18 protein-coding genes and 1 tRNA gene are annotated in these 17,036 nt (G+C 70.1%); 3 read left to right on the forward strand and 16 right to left on the reverse strand.

Going from position 1 to position 17,036, the window contains the following annotated elements; genetic code table 11:
• Positions 1–3 precede the first annotated feature (3 nt).
• From ACQPYE_RS37920 to rplJ, 11 genes are all read right to left on the reverse strand, one after another.
• Positions 4–1,239: an MCE family protein gene (locus ACQPYE_RS37920; RefSeq protein ID WP_498717911.1), complete on the reverse strand. Its 1,236-nt coding sequence runs from the start codon at positions 1,237–1,239 to the stop codon at positions 4–6.
• Complete coding sequence (locus ACQPYE_RS37925; protein ID WP_498717912.1) at positions 1,236–2,393, reverse strand: MCE family protein; 1,158 nt, start codon at positions 2,391–2,393, stop codon at positions 1,236–1,238. Before ACQPYE_RS37925 ends, ACQPYE_RS37920 begins: the two co-directional genes overlap by 4 nt.
• Positions 2,390–3,559: an MCE family protein gene (locus tag ACQPYE_RS37930; protein ID WP_498717913.1), complete on the reverse strand. Its 1,170-nt coding sequence runs from the start codon at positions 3,557–3,559 to the stop codon at positions 2,390–2,392. Before ACQPYE_RS37930 ends, ACQPYE_RS37925 begins: the two co-directional genes overlap by 4 nt.
• Position 3,560: 1 nt before the next feature.
• A complete protein-coding gene (locus tag ACQPYE_RS37935; protein WP_498717914.1) occupies positions 3,561–4,571 on the reverse strand; it encodes an MCE family protein in 1,011 nt (336 codons plus the stop codon).
• Entirely contained in the window at positions 4,568–5,596 is a 1,029-nt protein-coding gene (locus tag ACQPYE_RS37940; protein ID WP_498717915.1) for an MCE family protein, read from the reverse strand. The genes ACQPYE_RS37935 and ACQPYE_RS37940 overlap by 4 nt, the downstream gene beginning before the upstream one ends.
• On the reverse strand, positions 5,593–6,918 hold the full coding sequence (locus ACQPYE_RS37945; RefSeq protein ID WP_498717916.1) for an MCE family protein: 1,326 nt from the start codon (positions 6,916–6,918) through the stop codon (positions 5,593–5,595). The genes ACQPYE_RS37940 and ACQPYE_RS37945 overlap by 4 nt, the downstream gene beginning before the upstream one ends.
• On the reverse strand, positions 6,915–7,754 hold the full coding sequence (locus ACQPYE_RS37950) for an MlaE family ABC transporter permease (RefSeq protein WP_498717917.1): 840 nt from the start codon (positions 7,752–7,754) through the stop codon (positions 6,915–6,917). Before ACQPYE_RS37950 ends, ACQPYE_RS37945 begins: the two co-directional genes overlap by 4 nt.
• A 1-nt stretch (position 7,755) precedes the next feature.
• A complete protein-coding gene (locus ACQPYE_RS37955; RefSeq protein ID WP_498723070.1) occupies positions 7,756–8,487 on the reverse strand; it encodes an MlaE family ABC transporter permease in 732 nt (243 codons plus the stop codon).
• 50 nt (positions 8,488–8,537) lie between these two features.
• Positions 8,538–9,626 carry an ABC transporter ATP-binding protein gene (locus ACQPYE_RS37960; protein ID WP_498717918.1) on the reverse strand — a complete coding sequence of 363 codons (1,089 nt, stop codon included), beginning with the start codon at positions 9,624–9,626 and terminating at the stop codon, positions 8,538–8,540.
• Positions 9,627–9,896: 270 nt separating this feature from the next.
• Positions 9,897–10,283 carry a 50S ribosomal protein L7/L12 gene (gene rplL, locus ACQPYE_RS37965; protein ID WP_123745251.1) on the reverse strand — a complete coding sequence of 129 codons (387 nt, stop codon included), beginning with the start codon at positions 10,281–10,283 and terminating at the stop codon, positions 9,897–9,899.
• 84 nt (positions 10,284–10,367) lie between these two features.
• Positions 10,368–10,925, reverse strand: a complete 558-nt coding sequence (rplJ, locus tag ACQPYE_RS37970; protein WP_123745250.1) for a 50S ribosomal protein L10 — start codon at positions 10,923–10,925, stop codon at positions 10,368–10,370.
• A gap of 259 nt (positions 10,926–11,184) precedes the next feature.
• On the opposite strand from rplJ, the gene ACQPYE_RS37975 reads away from it, so the two are divergent.
• Positions 11,185–11,955 carry a hypothetical protein gene (locus ACQPYE_RS37975; RefSeq protein ID WP_498717919.1) on the forward strand — a complete coding sequence of 257 codons (771 nt, stop codon included), beginning with the start codon at positions 11,185–11,187 and terminating at the stop codon, positions 11,953–11,955.
• Between the two features lie 63 nt (positions 11,956–12,018).
• Here the strand turns inward: ACQPYE_RS37975 and rplA are convergent, their stop codons facing one another.
• The 5 genes from rplA to ACQPYE_RS38000 form a co-directional block, all read right to left on the reverse strand.
• Positions 12,019–12,735, reverse strand: a complete 717-nt coding sequence (rplA, locus tag ACQPYE_RS37980; RefSeq protein WP_498717920.1) for a 50S ribosomal protein L1 — start codon at positions 12,733–12,735, stop codon at positions 12,019–12,021.
• Between the two features lie 76 nt (positions 12,736–12,811).
• Positions 12,812–13,246 carry a 50S ribosomal protein L11 gene (gene rplK / locus ACQPYE_RS37985; RefSeq protein ID WP_498717921.1) on the reverse strand — a complete coding sequence of 145 codons (435 nt, stop codon included), beginning with the start codon at positions 13,244–13,246 and terminating at the stop codon, positions 12,812–12,814.
• A 99-nt stretch (positions 13,247–13,345) separates the two neighbouring features.
• Entirely contained in the window at positions 13,346–14,245 is a 900-nt protein-coding gene (gene nusG / locus ACQPYE_RS37990; RefSeq protein WP_498717922.1) for a transcription termination/antitermination protein NusG, read from the reverse strand.
• 66 nt (positions 14,246–14,311) lie between these two features.
• Positions 14,312–14,716, reverse strand: a complete 405-nt coding sequence (gene secE / locus ACQPYE_RS37995) for a preprotein translocase subunit SecE (RefSeq protein WP_123745245.1) — start codon at positions 14,714–14,716, stop codon at positions 14,312–14,314.
• A 31-nt stretch (positions 14,717–14,747) separates the two neighbouring features.
• Positions 14,748–14,820, reverse strand: a tRNA-Trp gene (locus tag ACQPYE_RS38000).
• Positions 14,821–15,006: 186 nt separating this feature from the next.
• On the opposite strand from ACQPYE_RS38000, the gene ACQPYE_RS38005 reads away from it, so the two are divergent.
• The gene (locus ACQPYE_RS38005; RefSeq protein WP_498717923.1) at positions 15,007–16,248 is read left to right on the forward strand and encodes a pyridoxal phosphate-dependent aminotransferase; all 1,242 of its coding nucleotides are present in this window, start codon (positions 15,007–15,009) and stop codon (positions 16,246–16,248) included.
• 125 nt (positions 16,249–16,373) lie between these two features.
• A complete protein-coding gene (locus tag ACQPYE_RS38010; RefSeq protein WP_498717924.1) occupies positions 16,374–16,967 on the forward strand; it encodes an MmpS family transport accessory protein in 594 nt (197 codons plus the stop codon).
• The last annotated feature ends 69 nt before the right edge of the window (positions 16,968–17,036 follow it).

Raw genomic sequence — 17,036 nt, forward strand, 5'->3', positions numbered from 1 at the left:
TCCTCAGCCCGGCAGACCGAGCAACTGCCCCAGGCTGGTCAGCAGCGGCGCCTCGGGGGTGGTCTCGCCGGCGGCCGGTTCCCGGGCCGGTTGCGACGTCGCGTCACCGGTCGGGGTGGTCGCCGGGATCCCACCGTAAGGCGCGTTCTGCGCACCCCGCACGCCGGTGGCGCTACCGGGCGCCAACGCGCAGTAGGCCTGCGTGTTGAACTCGGCCGGGGTGGTGTCGGTGCCCTGCCGGATCTTGGTGGCGTCGTAGCCGACCGTGCACGGCGGCGGGTCGAACACGTTCAGGGCCAGCCCGAAGTGCGCGCCCGTGCCGTCGCCCTTGGCCACGGTGAAGCCGCCGCCGACGATGATCGGGTAGGTGACGGCGATCTGCTCCAGCCCGTTCAGCCGCGTGACCAGGATGTTCCCGGTGGTCAGCAGGTTGGCCAGCACCACGCCCAGGTTGGGCCCGGTCTCCCGCAGCAGCGCCGACACCTGCTCGGCGGCCTGCGGCGAGACGCCGATGAGCCGCCGGAGGTCGGCGTCGGAGTTCTTCAGCTGCTCCGCGAGCGCCCGCAGGTCCGACGAGAACGACCTGATCGCGCCGCCCTGCGCGGCCTGCGTGTTCAGCACGACCAGCCCGCTGTCGATCAACGCCTTGGTCTGCGGCAGGTGCTCCGCCGCCGCCTGGGTGAACACCTCCGTGCTGTCCAGCAGCACCTGGAGGTCCGGCCCGGTGCCGTTGAACGCCAGGTCGAGCTCGTCGACCACGGTCCGCAGCGACTCGGTCGGCACGGACTTGGCGAACGCGTCGAGGTTGGTCAGCAGGGTGTCCACCGGCGGCGGCGTCCTGGTGGCCGACTTCGGGATGACCGACCCGTCCGCCAGGTGCGGCCCGTCGTCGCCGCGCGGGCGCAGGTCGACGAACTGCTCGCCCACCGCCGACCGGTTGGCGACCACGGCCTCCAGGTCGGCCGGGATCGACGGCGCGCTCGGGTCGATGTCGAGGTCGACCTCCAGCCCGTCCGCGGTCAGCCGCATCTGCCCGACCCGGCCGACGGCCACGCCGCGGTAGGTGACCTCGGCGTTGGTGAACACGCCGCCGGAGTCGGCGAGCTGCATCGTCACCACGTACCCGGACGAGCCGAACACGCGGCCGAGCCCGACGTACCGCGCGCCGACGTAGCTCACGCCGACCAGCGCGATCAGCGCGAACGCGCCGATCTGGAGCTTGATCCGGCCGGGGATCACCGCCCACCTCCGAGGAGTCCGCCGAGCAGGTCGCCCAACCCGGACCCGCCCGAGAGGCCGGGCAGCGGCAGGTTCGGCAGGGGCAGCGGCAGGGACGGCGCGTTGCCGTCGACGCCGGGCAGCAGGGGCAGGTTCGGCAGGGGCGACTGCCTCGACCGGCCGAGGTTGTCCACGATCGTGCCGAGGTTCAGGTCGATGTCGGCGTACAGGTTCGTGTAGTCGCCCTTGATGGCGTCCACCGCCGAGTCCGGGAACGGGTAGGTGAGCAGCAGCTCGAAGCCGTTGGGCAGGTTCGTGCCCGCCTCGGCGAGCTTGCGCAACGTCGGCGTCAACGCCTTCAGGTCGGCCACGAGGTCGTCCTTGGACTTGTCCACCGTGTCCACCGCGACGTCGGACAGCGCGTCCAGCGACTGCAGCAGCGTGACCAGCTGCGTGCGCTGGTCGCTGAGCACCTTCAGGCCCGGCTCCAGCCCGTCCAGCACGCCGGTGATCTGGTCGCGCTGGGCGTTGAGCGTGCCGCCGAGCCGGTTGAGGCCGTCCAGCGCGCGGGTGATCTCGCCCTTGTGCGCGTCGAGGTCGCCGACCAGCGTGTTCAGGTTGGCCAGCAGCGACCGGATCTGCGGCTCGTTGCCCTCCAGGGCCGCGTTCAGCTCGCGGCTGATGTCCTGGAGCTGGGCGATGCCGCCGCCGTTGAGCAGCATGGACAGCGCGCCGAAGACCTCTTCGACCTCGGGGTTGCGGTTGGTCCGCTCGACCGGGATGACCGAGCCGCCGGTCAGGGCGCCCTCTTCGCGCCCCTCGGCGGGACCGGCCAGCTCCACGTACTTCTCGCCGAGCAGCGCGGACTGGCGCAGCCGGGCGACCGCGTTGCCGGGCAGCTTCACGTCGCCGTTGACCAGCACGGTCACCTCGGCGGTCCAGCCGTCCGCGCCCAGGTCGATCCGGTCCACCCGGCCGACCGGCACGTCGTTGACCTTCACGCCGGCCTGCGGCACCAGGTCCAGCACGTCCTTGAACCGCACCTTCACCTCGTACGGCCGGTCGCCCACGTCCGCGCCGCCGGGCAGCGGCATGTTGTAGACGCCGTCGAAGCCGCCCGAGCCGCAGCCGGTCAGCACCAGCGCGCTCGCCACGAGCACCGCGATCCGCCTCACCGGGGCACCCCCGCGAGCGGCAGGGGCAGGGGCAGCTTGCCCTGGGCGAGGTCGGTCGCGATCTCCTGGGGCGTCGGCAGCGGGAGCGCGCCGGTGAGCACCGGCTCCAGCTGACGGCACGCCTCGGCCAGCACGCCGGGCACCCGGCCCGGCTCGACGCCCTGGATCAGCTTGCACACCAGCACGATCGGCGGCTGGCTCAGCTCGTTGATGTCGGCCCGCACGTCGAGCGTGCCGGAGGCCGCGTTGTAGGCGTTCTGCAGGTTGCCCAGCGCCAGCGGTCCGACGTCGAGCGCCTCGGCCAGCGACGCGCGCTGGTCGACCAGGACCTGGGTGATGCCGGCGAGCTTGTCCACGTTGGACTTGAGCGCGGCCCGGTTGTCCTGGATGAAGCCCTGCACCTGGCCCAGGGCCGTGGCCAGCTCGGTCAGCGCGCCGCCCAGGTTCTCCCGCTCGTCGGCGAGGAACCCGGCGACCTCGGCCAGCTGCCGGTTGACGTCGCGCACCTGGCTGTCGTTGGCGGCCAGCATCCCGGTGAACTTCTGCAGGTTGTCGACGGTGCCGAACAGGTCGTCCTTCGAGCCGGACAACGTGCGGGTGGCGTCACCGAGCTGCTCGACGGTGTCGCCGAGCGCCTGCCCGTTGCCCCGGAGGTTGGCCGCGGCCGAGTCGAGCAGCTCCGACAGCGCGCCGTCGGAGTTCGCGCCGTCGGGGCCGAGCGCGGTGGTCAGCTCGTCCAGGCTGGCGTAGAGCTCGTCCAGCTCGACGGGGGTGGCGGTGCGCTCACGCGGGATGGTCGCGTTCTCGCCCATCACGTCGCCGCCGGTGTAGGCGGGCGCGAGCTGCACGTACCGGTCGCTGACCACGCTGGGCGCGACCACGACCGCCTGCGCGGCGGCCGGCACCTGCACCGTGCGGTCGAGCGACATCACCACCCGGACCAGCGCGCCCTGCGGCTCGACCTCCTCGATCGTGCCGACCCGCACGCCGAGCACCCGCACGTCCGAGCCGGGGTAGACGCCGACGGCCGCGCCGAACAGGGCGGTCACCCGGCGGCTGTCGGCGCCCGCGAACACCCACCACAGCGCCGCCGCGGCCACGATCGCGAGCACGCACGCGATCGCCGCGGCGCGGACCAGGTCGCGGCCCGTCTTCGTGGTCGCCACGTCAGTTCCCCCTCTGCACGCCGGGAGGGAGGCAGCCCTCTTCGGTGAAGCCGACCACCCCGAGGTTCACCGCCGGCGGCAGCAGTCCGCAGATGTAGGTGTCGAACCAGCGGCCGTTGCCCAGGGTGTTGGCGAACACCCGGAAGAACGGCCCCATCAGGGTCAGGCTGCGGTCGAGCGAGTCCTGGTTGCGCTGCAACATCGTGGTGACCCGCTCCAGCTGCTCCAGCGCGGGCCGCAGCTGCGCGGAGTTGTCGGCGACCAGGCCGGTCAGCTCCTTCGACAGCTGACGGGTGCCGTTGAGCAGGGCGCTGATCGCGTCCCGCCGCTTGCGCAGCTCGCCCAGCAGCAGGTTGCCGTCCGCGAGCAGCTTCTCGAACTGCTCGTTGCGGTCGGCCAGGGTCTTGGTGATCTCGTTGGTGTTGGCCAGCAGCGTCGCCAGCTGCTCGTCGCGCGACGAGATCGTCTTCGACAGCGCCGACAGGCCGTCCAACGCGCCGCGCACGCTCTCCGCCGAGCCCTGGAACGTCTCCGACAACACCCGGAAGCTGTCCGCGAGCTGCTCGATGTCGATCTGGCCGACCGTGGACGCCAGGCCGTTGAACGCCTCCTGCACGTCGTACGGAGACAGCGTGCGCTCACGCGGGATCGGCTCGCCCGGGTCCAGTGGCCGGGACCCCTGCGGGTCCAGCGCCAGGAACTTCTGCCCGAGCAGCGTCTTGATCCGGATCACCGCGGTCGTGCGGTCGCCGACCCAGGCGTCCTTCACCCGGAACGACACCTTCACCTTGTCGCCGGCCAGCTCGACCCCGGTCACCTTGCCGACCTTCACGCCGGCCACCCGCACCTCGTTGGACGGGATCAGGCCCGCCGCCTCGGTGAACTCGGCCGAGTACGTGGTGCCGCCGCCGATGATCGGCAGGTCGTCGGCGTTGAACGCGGCGAGCAGCAGCAGGGCGATCACGGTCAGGCTCACCGCGCCGACCGCCACCGGGTTCCGTTCGGTTCTCATCGGCGGCACCTCGGCTGCGTGACCGGCAGAGCCGTGATCGGGATCGGGTCGTTGATGATCGGCGGCACGGCGAGCTGCCCGGTGCCCTCGCACAGGAAGAAGTTGAACCAGGAGCCGTAGGACGCGGTCCGCGACATCGCCTCGATCTTGGTCGGCAGGCGCTGGATGACGCCCTCCACGATCGCCTCGTTGTCCGCCAGCGTCTGCGACACCAGGCCGAGCTGGGCGATGTCGTCCTTCAACGGCTGCCGCGACTTCTCGAGCAGGTCGGCCGTGGTGGTGGTCAGCTCGCCCATGGCGCTGATCGCGTCGCCGATCGGCTCGCGGTCGCCCGCCAGGCCCGTCGTCAGCTCCTGCAACGTGGTGACCAGCGTGGACACCTGCTCGGTCCGCGAGTTCACGGTGTCGAGCACCGCGTTGAGGTTGTCGACGACCTCGCCGATGACCTGGTCGCGGCTCGCCAGCGTGGACGTCAGCGACGCGGTGTGGCGCAGCAGGCTGTCGATCGTGCCGCCCTCGCCCTGCAACACCTGGATGATCTCGCCGGACAGCCGGTTCACGTCGTCCGGGTTCAGCGCCTGGAACAGCGGCTTGAAGCCGTTGAACAGCACGGTCAGGTCCAGCGCGGGCTTCGTGCGCTCCAACGGGATCACGTCGCCGGGCTTCAGCGCGGACGCGTCGCCCACGCCGTGCTCCAGCGAGACGTACCGCTGGCCGACCAGGTTGCGGTACTTGATCGTCGCGGTGACCGACGCGGGCAGCGTGCGGTCGCCCTCCAGCGAGAACTCCACCTCCGCCAGCCGCCGGTCGACCACCCGGATCCCGTCGACCTGGCCGACCCGGACGCCCGCGATGCGGATGTCGTCGCCCTCGTTGAGCGCGGTCACGTCGGTGAACCGGGCGGTGTAGCCGGTGGCGTCGTCGAAGTTGGCGTTGGAGATGGTCACCGCGAGCAGCGTGGTCGCCAGGATCGTGATCGCGGCGAACACGGCGAGCTTGATCAGCGGCGCGGCCAGGGACCTCATGCCGTCACCTCCGCTCCCCGGTACAGGGGTCCGAGCAGCAGCGCGGTGAAGCTCGGCATCTCGCGCTCCTCCAGGTCGAACTGCGGCGCGAGCAGCGCGGCCAGGAAGTCCTGCTCCTCCGGCGAGTTCGCCAGCGACGGCACGCCTCCGAACGACGACACGACCGTGCCGTCCTCCCGGATCGTGCCCGTGTTCGGCGGCAGCACGCCGTCGGTGGCCGAGCGCGCGGGCGGCGGCGACGTCGAGCCGTCCTTGACCGGGCCCTCCGGCGGGTACTGCGGGAACGGGTCCGGCCGCGGCACGATGTCGTAGCAGCGCGGGCCGCGCTTGTCGGCGTACTCCGGGTCGTCCTCGCCCGGCTCGTACTTGCCGCGGTTGGCGGTGATCTCCAGCGTGATGTGCAGGCCGGGCTCGTCGGTGCCCTTGCCGAACACCTGGTCCATGATCGGCTTGAACTCCGACAGGCCCTTGAGCAGGCACGGGTACTCGGGCGCGTACTTGGCCAGCAGGTCCAACGTGGGCCTGCTGACGTCGGCGAGCTGGATCAGGTTGTTCTTGTTCACCGCGAGGAAGCTGGTCAGGTCGAGCGAGGTGGTGGTCAGCGTGCCGTACAGGGCCAGCAGGTTGTCGCGCTGCTCGACCAGCGTGCGGCTGGTGACGGTGGCGTCCGACAGCGCCTGCACCAGGTCGGGCGCGGCGTCGGCGTAGACGTTCGAGACGTCGGCGAGGCGGCTGATGCCCTCCTTGAGCCCGGGCAGCTGCGGGTTGAACTCGCCCAGGTAGGCGTCGAGCCGCACCAGCGTCTCGCCCAGGGGCTTGCCCCGGTTCTCCAACGCCTGCGACATCGCGGTCAGCGTGGTGGCCAGCTTCTCCGGCTGCACGGCCTGGAGCACCGGCATCAGGTCGTCGAGCACGCGTTCCAGCTCGATGGCGCCGCTGGAGCGGTCCTGCTCGATGACGGCGCCGTCGGTGAGCGGGTCCTCGCGCTCCGCCGGCAGCACGAGGTTCACGTACCGCTCGCCGAACAGGGTCTTCGGCAGCAGGCGCGCGGAGACGTTGGCGGGGATGTGCCTGACCTGCTCCGGTTCGAGCGCGAGGTCGAGCTCGGCGCCGTCGCCCGAGGTCCGGATGCCCTTCACCTGGCCGACGACCATGCCGCGGACCTTGACGTCGGAGTCGACCAGCAGCTGGTTGCCGACCCGGTCGGTCTTCAGCGTCACCTTCACGACCTCGGTGAACGCGTCGTTGTACATCGCCACCGTGACGGAGAGGAAGAGGGCGATGACCGCGATGAACACGACGCCCAGGAGTCGCCGCTTCATCCCGCGATCCTCACCGTCGTCGTGGTGCCCCAGATGGCCATGCTCAGGAAGAAGTCCAGCAGGCTCGTCGTGACGATCGCCGTGCGCACCGCGCGGCCGACCGCGATGCCCACGCCCGCCGGGCCGCCGCTGGCGCGGTAGCCGTAGTAGCAGTGGGTCAGGATGATCACGACGGCGAAGACGAGCACCTTGCCGAACGACCAGAGCACGTCCACCGGTGGCAGGAAGAGGTTGAAGTAGTGGTCGTAGGTGCCCGCCGACTGCCCGTAGAACTCGACCGTGATGAACCTGGCCGCCACGTACGACGTGAGCAGGCCGATCACGTACAGCGGGATGATCGCGACGAAGCCCGCGATGATCCGGGTGGTCACCAGGTACGGCAGGCTGGGGATGCCCATGACCTCCAGCGCGTCGATCTCCTCGGAGATCCGCATCGCGCCCAGCTGCGCGGTGAAGCCGGAGCCGACGGTCGCGCTCAGCGCCAGGCCCGCGACCAGGGGCGCGATCTCGCGGGTGTTGAAGTACGCGGACACGAAGCCCGCGAACGCCGACGTGCCGATCTGGTTCAGCGCGGTGAAGCCCTGGAGGCCGACGACCGTGCCGGTGAACACCGACAGGCCCACCATCACGCCGATCGTGCCGCCGATGACGGCCAGCGCGCCCGAGCCGAAGCTCACCTCGGCCAGCAGCCGCAGCGTCTCGCGCAGGTAGCGGGTTAGCGTGCGCGGCGTCCAGCACAGGGCGCGGACGTAGAACCACAGCTGGTCGCCGAGGGTGTCCAGCACGGACAGCGGCGCGTTCGCCGCCTTGCGGAACCGGTCGTTGATCGTGGCCACCTCAGCTCCCCTTCGCCGGGACGACCTGCAGGTAGATCGTGGTCAGCACGAAGTTCACGAAGAACAGCAGCAGGAACGTGATGACCACGGCCTGGTTGACCGCGTCGCCGACGCCCTTCGGCCCGCCCGCCGGGTTCAGGCCCCGGTAGGCGGCCACGATGCCCGCGATGAACCCGAAGATCAGCGCCTTGATCTCGGAGATCCACAGGTCCGGCAGCTGCGCCAGGGCGCTGAAGCTGGCCAGGTACGCGCCGGGCGTGCCGTCCTGCAGGATCACGTTGAAGAAGTAGCCGCCCATCACGCCCACCACGCTGACCATGCCGTTGAGCAGGACGGACACCAGCATCGCGGCCAGCACGCGCGGCACGACCAGGCGGTGGATCGGCGAGACGCCGAGCACCTCCATCGCGTCGATCTCCTCGCGGATCTTGCGCGAGCCGAGGTCCGCGCAGATCGCGCTGCCGCCCGCGCCCGCGATGAGCAGGGCCGTCACGATCGGGCTGGCCTGCTGGATGATCGCCAGCACGCTCGCCGCGCCGGTGAACGACTGCGCGCCGATCTGCCTGGTCAGCGAGCCGATCTGCAACGCGATGACCGCGCCGAACGGGATCGACACCAGGGCCGTCGGCAGCACCGTCACGCTCACCACGAACCAGCACTGCTGGATGAACTCCCGCAGCTGGAACGGTCGGCGGAACGTGTTGCGCACGACGTCGATGGCCAGCGCGAACATCCGCCCCGTCTCGCGCAGCGCGCCGACGCCGGGGAACGTCGCCGGTGAGCTCACAGCACGCCCCCCTGCCGGGGCCACGGGCTGGGCGTGACCGGGTCGGCGGCGATCGGGCCCGTCCGGTCGCCCGCGTCGGCCATCAGCCGGTAGTGGCGCTGCTCGTCGGGCGTGAGGCTGGCGATGATGCCCAGCTGCGCCTCGGGCGGCAGCGTGTGCAGGATGCTCATCACCCGGTCCTTGCGCCGGCGCACCGCGCCACGCGGCGGCAGGCCGGGCGTCGGTTCCAGCTGCGGCACCACGCCGCGCACGTCCTCGTCCGGCGGGCCGTCCGCGTGACCCGCGTCGCGGTGCGCCAGCTCGGCGGCCATCGTCGCCTGGTCCTTCTCCTCCGACATGCCGATCGGACCGATGCGGCGACCGTTGAGGAACTGCTCGACCACCGGCTCGTCGCTGGTCAGCAGCACCTCGCGGGGGCCGAACATGACCAGTTCGCGGCGGAACAGCATGCCGAGGTTGTCCGGGACCGTGCGGGCCACCGTGATGTTGTGCGTGACGATCAGGATCGTCGCGTCGATCTGCGAGTTCAGGTCGATGAGGAGCTGGCTGAGGTAGGCGGTGCGGACCGGGTCGAGGCCGGAGTCCGGCTCGTCGCACAGGATGATCTCGGGGTCCAGCACCAGGGCGCGGGCGAGGCCGGCGCGCTTGCGCATACCGCCGGAGATCTCGCCGGGCAGCTTCTTCTCGGCGCCGACGAGGCCGACCATCTCCATCTTCTCGAGCACGATCCGCCGGACCTCGGCCTCGGTCTTGCGGGTGTGCTCGCGCAGCGGGAAGGCGACGTTGTCGAAGAGGTTCATCGAGCCGAACAGCGCGCCGTCCTGGAAGAGGACGCCGAACAGCTTCCGGATCTCGTAGAGCTTGTGCTCGGAGCAGCGGACCAGGTCCACGCCGTTGATGACGATCTTGCCCTGTTCCGGTTTCAGCAGCCCGACCAGGGACTTCAGGAAGACCGACTTGCCCGTGCCCGACGGTCCGAGCATCACGCTGACCTCGCCCGGGGGGAGCGTGAGCGTGACGTCCCGCCAGATGGTCTGCTTGCCGAAGGACTTGGTCAGGCCCTCGACCACCACCTCGACGCCCATCGCACCTCCAGGTACAGCGGCCGGCTTCGCCCGACGCCGGACAGGCCGGCGTCATACCGGTGCAACGAGGCCGCCCCGTCGTGGTTACTCACCAGTTGGGTTAATGCGGGTCTCGGGTGGGTAACGGTGTGAGCGACGTCATGCCGTCGTCCCGCCCAGGTCCCGATGGTGGGCCACGCCCGGTGACGTGGTCAAGATCACGGGCCCCGGACAGCACGAAGGCGGGCACCCGGATCGGGTACCCGCCTTCGCGGCAGCGGCAGCGCTAGATCACTTGAGCGAGATCTTGGCGCCGGCGGCCTCGAGCTTCTCCTTGGCGGCGTCGGCGACGTCCTTCGCCACGTTCTCCAGCAGCGGCTTCGGAGCGGACTCGACCAGCTCCTTGGCCTCCTTCAGGCCCAGGCCCGAGACGACCTCGCGGACGACCTTGATGACCTGGATCTTCTTGTCGCCGGCGCCCTCGAGGACGACGGTGAACTCGTCCTTCTCCTCCACCTCGGCGGCGGCGGGGCCGGCCGGGCCGGCAGCGGCGACCGCGACCGGAGCGGCGGCGGTGACCTCGAAGGTGGTCTCGAACTCCTTCACGAAGGCCGAGAGCTCCAGCAGGGTCATTTCCTTGAACGCGTCGAGCAGCTCGTCGGTGCTGAGCTTCGCCATGATGGCGGTCCTTTCTCTTTCAACGCCCGAACTGCGGCCGGGACGCGGAGTGTCGTCTGGGTGTGATCAGCTTTTCGGGCGTGATCAGCTTTCGGCGGGAGCGTCGGACTCGGCGGCGGCAGGCGCCTCCGCGGCCTTCTTCTCCTGGAGGGCAGCAGCCAGGCGAGCGACCTGCGAAGCGGGGGCCTGGAACAGACCCGCGGCCTTCGACAGGTTGCCCTTCATCGCGCCCGCCAGCTTGGCGAGCAGCACCTCACGGGTCTCGAGGTCCGCGATGGCGGTGACCTCGTCGACCGAGAGCGGGCGGCCATCCATGTAGCCGCCCTTGATGACCAGGGCCTTGTTGTCCTTCGCGAAGTCACGCAGGGCCTTGGCCGCGTCGACCGGTTCGCCTTCGACGAAGGCGATCGCGGTCGGGCCGACGAGCAGGGCCTCGAGGCCCTCGATGCCCGCGTCCTCGGCGGCACGCTTGACCAGCGTGTTCTTCGCAACGGTGTACGTGGTGCCCGCGCCGAGAGCGCGACGCAGCGTGGTGAGCTGCGCCATGGAGAGGCCGCGGTACTCGGTCACGACAGCGGCCGAGCTTCCACGGAACTTGTCCGTGAGCTCGGCGACAGCCGAAACCTTGCTGGGCTTCGCCATGATCGCCTCCTCTCTGGGCTGGTGACACGCCGGTCGAGTGCGATCAGGCCGCGCAAAGCAAAAACGCCCCAGCGCAGCAGCACGGGGCGTGACGGGCGTGCGAACACGCCTGGGTCTTCCTCGTTCTCCTGCGCGGGCCGCCCGCTTCGCGGGACCTTCGCTGCATGACTGGTGGCATGCACGACCAGCGGTCTTTGGTGAACCGTGGACAACACTAGCAGGGCTCTGGTGGTGACCCAAATCGGTCATGATGTGACGCGTGACCGAAGAGCCGCCGAGGAACCCGCCGCCACCGGACATCGACCCGGAACAGCTCCGGCAGTTCCAGGAGTTCCAACGGTTCCAGGAGTTCCAGCGCTTCCAGCAGGCCCAGGGCGTCGACCAGCCGAGCCTGCCCCCGGGCCCGACCCCGCCACTCGGCCTCCCCCCCGGCGCCACACCACCACCGGGCATCCCGCCGGCCACCCCACCACCACCGCCGGGCCCACCACGCCGCCCGCTGTGGCAGATCCTGCTGCGCAGCAAGCTCGTCCGCCGCCTGGTGTACCTGGTGATCGTGCTGCTCGTCGCCTCGTACTTCTACGAGCAGTACTTCGGCGGCGACGACCCCGGCGGCGTGGCGCAGGACAGCGGCGGCGTCGAGAACAACGTCATCGCGCCGGCCAACCCGTACGGCAGCAACGGCACGATCGGCCAGTTCTACAAGCACGTCGGCACCGGTGACGGTGGGCGCGCGTGCGCGTACTTCAAGAGCGACGGGCCGAAGAAGGCGTTCGCCGAGGCGTTCGGCGCGTCCGACTGCCCGGCCGCGGTGACGAAGTTGAAGGCCGAGGTGACCGACGTGAGCACCTACCGGCAGCTCGTCTTCCCCCAGAGCATGGTCAGCCCGCCGGCGTCCGGCTCGGTCGAGGTGAGCTCCTGCGCGCTGGAGGTGCGCAGCGGTCCGGAGCTGGGCAAGTTCGTGCTCACCAGGCAGCCGGGCGGCGCGTGGGCGATCACCGGCTACGAGGCCGAGCCGAGCTGCCCGTGACGACGCGAAGCGCCCCCCGGCGGGAGGCCGGGGGGCGCTTCGGGTGGTTCGGAGGAACCGCGGTCAGACGGTGGCCTCGTCGGACAGCAGGTTGCGCGTCCGGTTCGGGTCGACCGGGATGCCCGGGCCCATCGTCGTCGAGACGGTGATCTTCCTCAGGTACCGCCCCTTGGCCGCGGACGGCTTGGCGCGCAGGATCTCGTCCAGCGCGGCGGCGTAGTTCTCGACCAGCTTCTCCGGCTCGAACGACACCTTGCCGATGACGAGGTGCAGGTTGGCCTGCTTGTCGACGCGGAAGTTGATCTTGCCGCCCTTGATCTCGTTCACGGCCTTGGTGACGTCGGGCGTCACGGTGCCGGTCTTCGGGTTCGGCATCAGGCCGCGCGGGCCCAGGATGCGGGCGATGCGACCGACCTTCGCCATCTGGTCGGGCGTGGCGATCGCGGCGTCGAAGTCGAGCCAGCCGCCCTGGATGCGCTCGATCAGCTCCTCGGAGCCGACCGCGTCGGCGCCGGCAGCCTCGGCCTCGGCGGCCTTGTCACCGGTCGCGAAGACGATCACGCGGGCGGTCTTGCCCGTACCGTGCGGCAGGTTCACGGTGCCGCGGACCATCTGGTCGGCCTTGCGCGGGTCCACGCCGAGCCGGATGGCGACCTCGACGGTCGCGTCCAGCTTCACCTTGGAGGTCTCCTTGGCGAGCTTGGTTGCCTCCAGCGGCGAGTAGAGCCGCTCACGGTCAACCAGCTCAGCAGCGTTCTTGTACGCCTTGCTGCGCTTCATGCTTCTGTCCTTAAAGTGGATCAGTTGTGGTGACGAGCCAGCGCGCGGCTCTCCCACGACTACGAAAGAGAAAAGGTCAGCCTTCGACGGTGATGCCCATGGAGCGGGCGGTGCCGGCGATGATCTTCGCCGCCTGGTCCACGTCGGTGGCGTTGAGGTCGACCATCTTGTTCTGCGCGATCTCCCGCACCTGGTCCATGGTCACCTTGGCGACCTTGAGGCGGTGCGGCTCGCCCGAGCCCTTCTCCACACCGGCGGCCTTGAGCAGCAGCTTCGCGGCCGGCGGGGTCTTGAGCTTGAAGTCGAACGAGCGGTCTTCGTACACGGAGATCTCGACCGGCACGACGGTGCCGCGCTGCGACTCGGTCGCGGCGTTGTACTGCTTGCAGAACTCCATGATGTTGACGCCGTGCTGACCCAGCGCGGGACCAACGGGCGGCGCGGGGTTAGCGGCCCCGGCCTTGATCTGCAGCTTGATGATCGCTGCGAGCTTCTTCTTCTTGGGAGGCATCTCGGTTCCTTTATTGCGGTGTCCGCGCGCGGCCCTGCCAGCCGCAGCGTGGCTGCCGGCTCCTCCTGTGCGGAGGAGCCGGAGATCTTGTTGTCCTGGCTAGATCTTGGAGACCTGGCTGAACGACAGCTCGACCGGGGTCTCGCGGCCGAAGATCGACACCAGGACCTTCAGCTTCTGGCCGTCCGCGTTGACCTCGCTGATCGTCGCGGGCAGCGTCGCGAACGGGCCGTCCATGACGGTGACCGACTCGCCGACCTCGAAGTCCACCTCGACGGTCGACTTCGTCTGCGTCGTGGCGCTCTTCTTGCCGGCCGCGGGCTTCTGCTCGACCTGGGGCAGCAGGAACTTCAGCACCTCGTCGATGGTCAGCGGCGACGGCTTGGAGGTCGCGCCGACGAAACCCGTCACGCCGGGCGTGTTGCGCACCGCGCTCCACGACGCGTCGTTGAGCTCCATCCGGACCAGGATGTAGCCGGGCAGCACCTTGCGCTGCACCTGCTTGCGCTGGCCGTTCTTGATCTCGGTGACTTCCTCGGTCGGCACCTCGACCTGGAAGATGTAGTCCTCCATGTCGAGGGTCTGGATGCGCGTCTCGAGGTTGGTCTTGACCTTGTTCTCGTAGCCCGCGTACGAGTGCACGACGTACCAGTCGCCGGGCGCGCGCCGCAGTGCTTCGCGCATCTCCTCGGCGGGGTCCGCGGGCTCGGCGTCGATGTCGACGACGGCGGCCTCGACGTCACCACCGGACTCGACGTCACCACCGGACTCGACGTCACCGCCCGACTCGACGTCGTCACCGGACTCGGCGTCCTCGTCGGACTCGACATCGCCGTCCGACTCGACGTCCTCGTCGGACTCGGCCTCGACGGTGGCGGACTCCTCGGTCTCCTCCGACGCCTCCGCCTGCTCGACGTCCTCGACGCCACCGTCGAAGTCCCGCTCGTCGGTCAGGTCGTTCAGCTCCTGGGCGTCAACGCCGCCGTTCTCGGAGGTCACTGTGGGTCTCGCTTCCTCTCATGCATCACATGCTCCGCCGCCACCCGGGGCGGCAGGTGGTTCGGCTCAGCCGAACACCCTGAACATGCCCCAGGCGAAGGCCGTGTCCAGGCCGAACACCAACGCCACCATGAAGGCCACGAAGACCAACACGACTCCGGTGTAGGTGATCATCTGCTTGCGGGTCGGCCAGATGACCTTCCGCAGCTCGCTGACCACCTCGCGGATGTACCGGACGATGCGGGCGAAGAAACCGACCCGCTTCTCCGAGTCCGCCCGCGAACGCGTGGGACGGCCCTTCTTGGCCTCCTCGGCGTCGGAGTCGGCCTCGGCCGCCTTCTTCGCCTCCACGGAGTCCTTGCGGCCCGCCGGTCGCGCGGAACCACGGCGCTCGCGCCGCGCTGCGGCGGTAACCGGCCGGGACGCGCCCTCGCGCTCTTCCGGCTGGTCCTGCTCGCGGCCCTCGCTCATGCCGTCCTCCGCTCACCATCGCGCTTCGACGCAGGGGCGACAGGACTTGAACCTGCAACCTGCGGTTTTGGAGACCGCTGCTCTGCCAGTTGAGCTACGCCCCTTTGGGATCCGGCGTCCGGATCCCCTGGCTGGAGACGCCCCGCACCCTCCTCACGTGGCCCGTGAGGCAGCGACTGGACGTTCCAAGACCGGAAGCATACGGCACCAAGTGCCCCCTCTTCCAACTGGCCCGGTCAGAGGGGGTGCCGGGCGCTTGCCCGGTTGTGCGATCTGCCACGATTGGCGGCATGGGCACGCCTGAGACGACCACCGGGACCAGTACCTCCGAGCACCCGCGGATCTCGAAGCGGATCGGCGGCATCGCCGAGTCCGCCACCCTCGCGGTGGACGCGAAGGCGAAGGCGCTCAAGGCCGCGGGTCGACCGGTGATCGGCTTCGGCGCGGGCGAACCGGACTTCCCGACCCCGGACGCCATCGTCGCCGCGGCCCAGGCCGCGTGCGCGGACCCGAAGAACCACCGCTACACCCCCGCCGCCGGCCTGCCCGAACTGCGGGAAGCCGTAGCCGCGAAGACCAAGCGCGACTCGGGCTACGAGGTCACCGCCGCGCAGGTGCTGATCACCAACGGCGGCAAGCAGGCCGTCTACCAGGCGTTCGCGACGATCGTCGACCCGGGCGACGAGATCCTGCTGCCCGCGCCGTACTGGACCACCTACCCCGAGGCGATCACGCTGGCGGGCGGCGTCCCGGTGCAGGTCACGGCGGACGAGTCGACCGACTACCTGGTCACGGTGGAGCAGCTGGAGGCGGCGCGCACCCCGAAGACCAAGGTGCTGCTGCTGTGCTCCCCCTCCAACCCGACCGGCTCGGTCTACACCCGCGAGCAGATCACCGCGATCGGCGAGTGGGCGCTGGCGCACGGGCTGTGGGTGATCACCGACGAGATCTACGAGCACCTGGTGTACGACGGCGCCGAGTCGGTGTCGCTGCCGGTGGCCGTGCCCGCGATGGCGGACCGCACGATCGTGCTCAACGGCGTGGCCAAGACCTACGCGATGACGGGCTGGCGGGTCGGCTGGCTGATCGGCCCGGCGGACGTGGTGAAGGCCGCCGCGAACCTCCAGTCCCACCTGACCTCGAACGTGGCGAACGTGTCGCAGCGGGCCGCGCTGGAGGCCGTGTCCGGGCCGCTGGACGCGGCGCACGAGATGCGCGAGGCGTTCGACCGCCGTCGGCGTGCGATCGTCGACCTGCTGTCCGCGATCCCCGGCGTGGAGTGCCCGACCCCGAAGGGCGCGTTCTACGTGTACCCGTCGGTCAAGGCGCTGATCGGCAAGACGCTGCGCGGGGTGGAGATCGCGGACACCGTGCAGCTCGCGGCGCTGATCCTGGAGCACGCCGAGGTGGCCGTGGTGCCCGGTGAGGCCTTCGGCACGCCCGGCTACCTGCGGTTGTCGTACGCGTTGGGCGACGACGACCTGAAGACCGGCGTGACGCGGATGGCCGAGCTGCTGGCCGAGGTCGAGTAGCACACAGTTTCGACGCTCCGTCACGAAAGGCACCCCCGATGGGGGTGCCTTTCGTCGTATTGAGACTTATTCACGTCACGGTGGGTAGTTGTGATGTGCACCACTCTGACGGAAGCGGAGGGGTCATGTCCGACCCACAGCGCAACGGCCTCGGCACCGCCGGGTTCGTGCTCGGGCTCCTGGGCCTGGTGTCGAGCTTCGTCCCGGCCCTCGGCGTCGTCGCGTGGCCGCTGGTCCTCGCCGGGCTGGGCCTGGGGCTGGCCGGCCTGCTCCGGGTGGCCCGCGGTCAGGCCGACGACAAGGGCCTGGCCACCGCCGGCGTGGTGCTGTCCGCGCTCGGGCTCGTCGTCTGCGTCGCGTGGGTGGCGCTGTTCGGCCGGGCCACGTCCGACGCCGGGAACGCCCTGGACGACCTCCAGGAGCGGGCGGACAAGGGCGCCGTGCTCCTCTACGAGGTGACCGGCGACGCGCTGGGCGCGACCGTCAGCTACTCCACCTTCGGCGCCACCGGCTCGGCCGCCACCGCCGAGGAGGAGGTCGCCGCGCTGCCGTGGACCAAGGAGTTCACCGTCAAGGGCCTGTCCCACGGCGGGACGCTGGACGTCACGACCGGCGCGGACGGCGGCACGGTGACGTGCGAGGTGACCGTGGACGGCGTGGCGCGGAAGACCGCGACCGCGTCCGGGCCGAACGCCGTCGCGAGTTGCTCGGACTTCTGACTTAACTCCTTCGGGTGACCGGTGTAACCGTCGGTAGAACGGGACCGATGGTCCATTCAGTCGAATCGA

The sequence above is a fragment of the Actinosynnema sp. CA-299493 genome (assembly GCF_050946825.1).
In the GTDB taxonomy this organism is placed as follows: domain Bacteria; phylum Actinomycetota; class Actinomycetes; order Mycobacteriales; family Pseudonocardiaceae; genus Actinosynnema.

Coding starts and splice junctions, on each gene's coding strand:
- ACQPYE_RS37935 (WP_498717914.1), bottom strand. CDS start 4,571: ATGAGAACCGAACGGAACCCGGTGGCGGTCGGCGCGGTGAGCCTGACC.
- ACQPYE_RS37940 (WP_498717915.1), bottom strand. CDS start 5,596: ATGAGGTCCCTGGCCGCGCCGCTGATCAAGCTCGCCGTGTTCGCCGCG.
- ACQPYE_RS37945 (WP_498717916.1), bottom strand. CDS start 6,918: ATGAAGCGGCGACTCCTGGGCGTCGTGTTCATCGCGGTCATCGCCCTC.
- ACQPYE_RS37955 (WP_498723070.1), bottom strand. CDS start 8,487: ATGTTCGCGCTGGCCATCGACGTCGTGCGCAACACGTTCCGCCGACCG.
- ACQPYE_RS37960 (WP_498717918.1), bottom strand. CDS start 9,626: ATGGGCGTCGAGGTGGTGGTCGAGGGCCTGACCAAGTCCTTCGGCAAG.
- rplL (WP_123745251.1), bottom strand. CDS start 10,283: ATGGCGAAGCTCAGCACCGACGAGCTGCTCGACGCGTTCAAGGAAATG.
- rplJ (WP_123745250.1), bottom strand. CDS start 10,925: ATGGCGAAGCCCAGCAAGGTTTCGGCTGTCGCCGAGCTCACGGACAAG.
- rplA (WP_498717920.1), bottom strand. CDS start 12,735: ATGAAGCGCAGCAAGGCGTACAAGAACGCTGCTGAGCTGGTTGACCGT.
- rplK (WP_498717921.1), bottom strand. CDS start 13,246: ATGCCTCCCAAGAAGAAGAAGCTCGCAGCGATCATCAAGCTGCAGATC.
- secE (WP_123745245.1), bottom strand. CDS start 14,716: ATGAGCGAGGGCCGCGAGCAGGACCAGCCGGAAGAGCGCGAGGGCGCG.
- ACQPYE_RS38005 (WP_498717923.1), top strand. CDS start 15,007: ATGGGCACGCCTGAGACGACCACCGGGACCAGTACCTCCGAGCACCCG.
- ACQPYE_RS38010 (WP_498717924.1), top strand. CDS start 16,374: ATGTCCGACCCACAGCGCAACGGCCTCGGCACCGCCGGGTTCGTGCTC.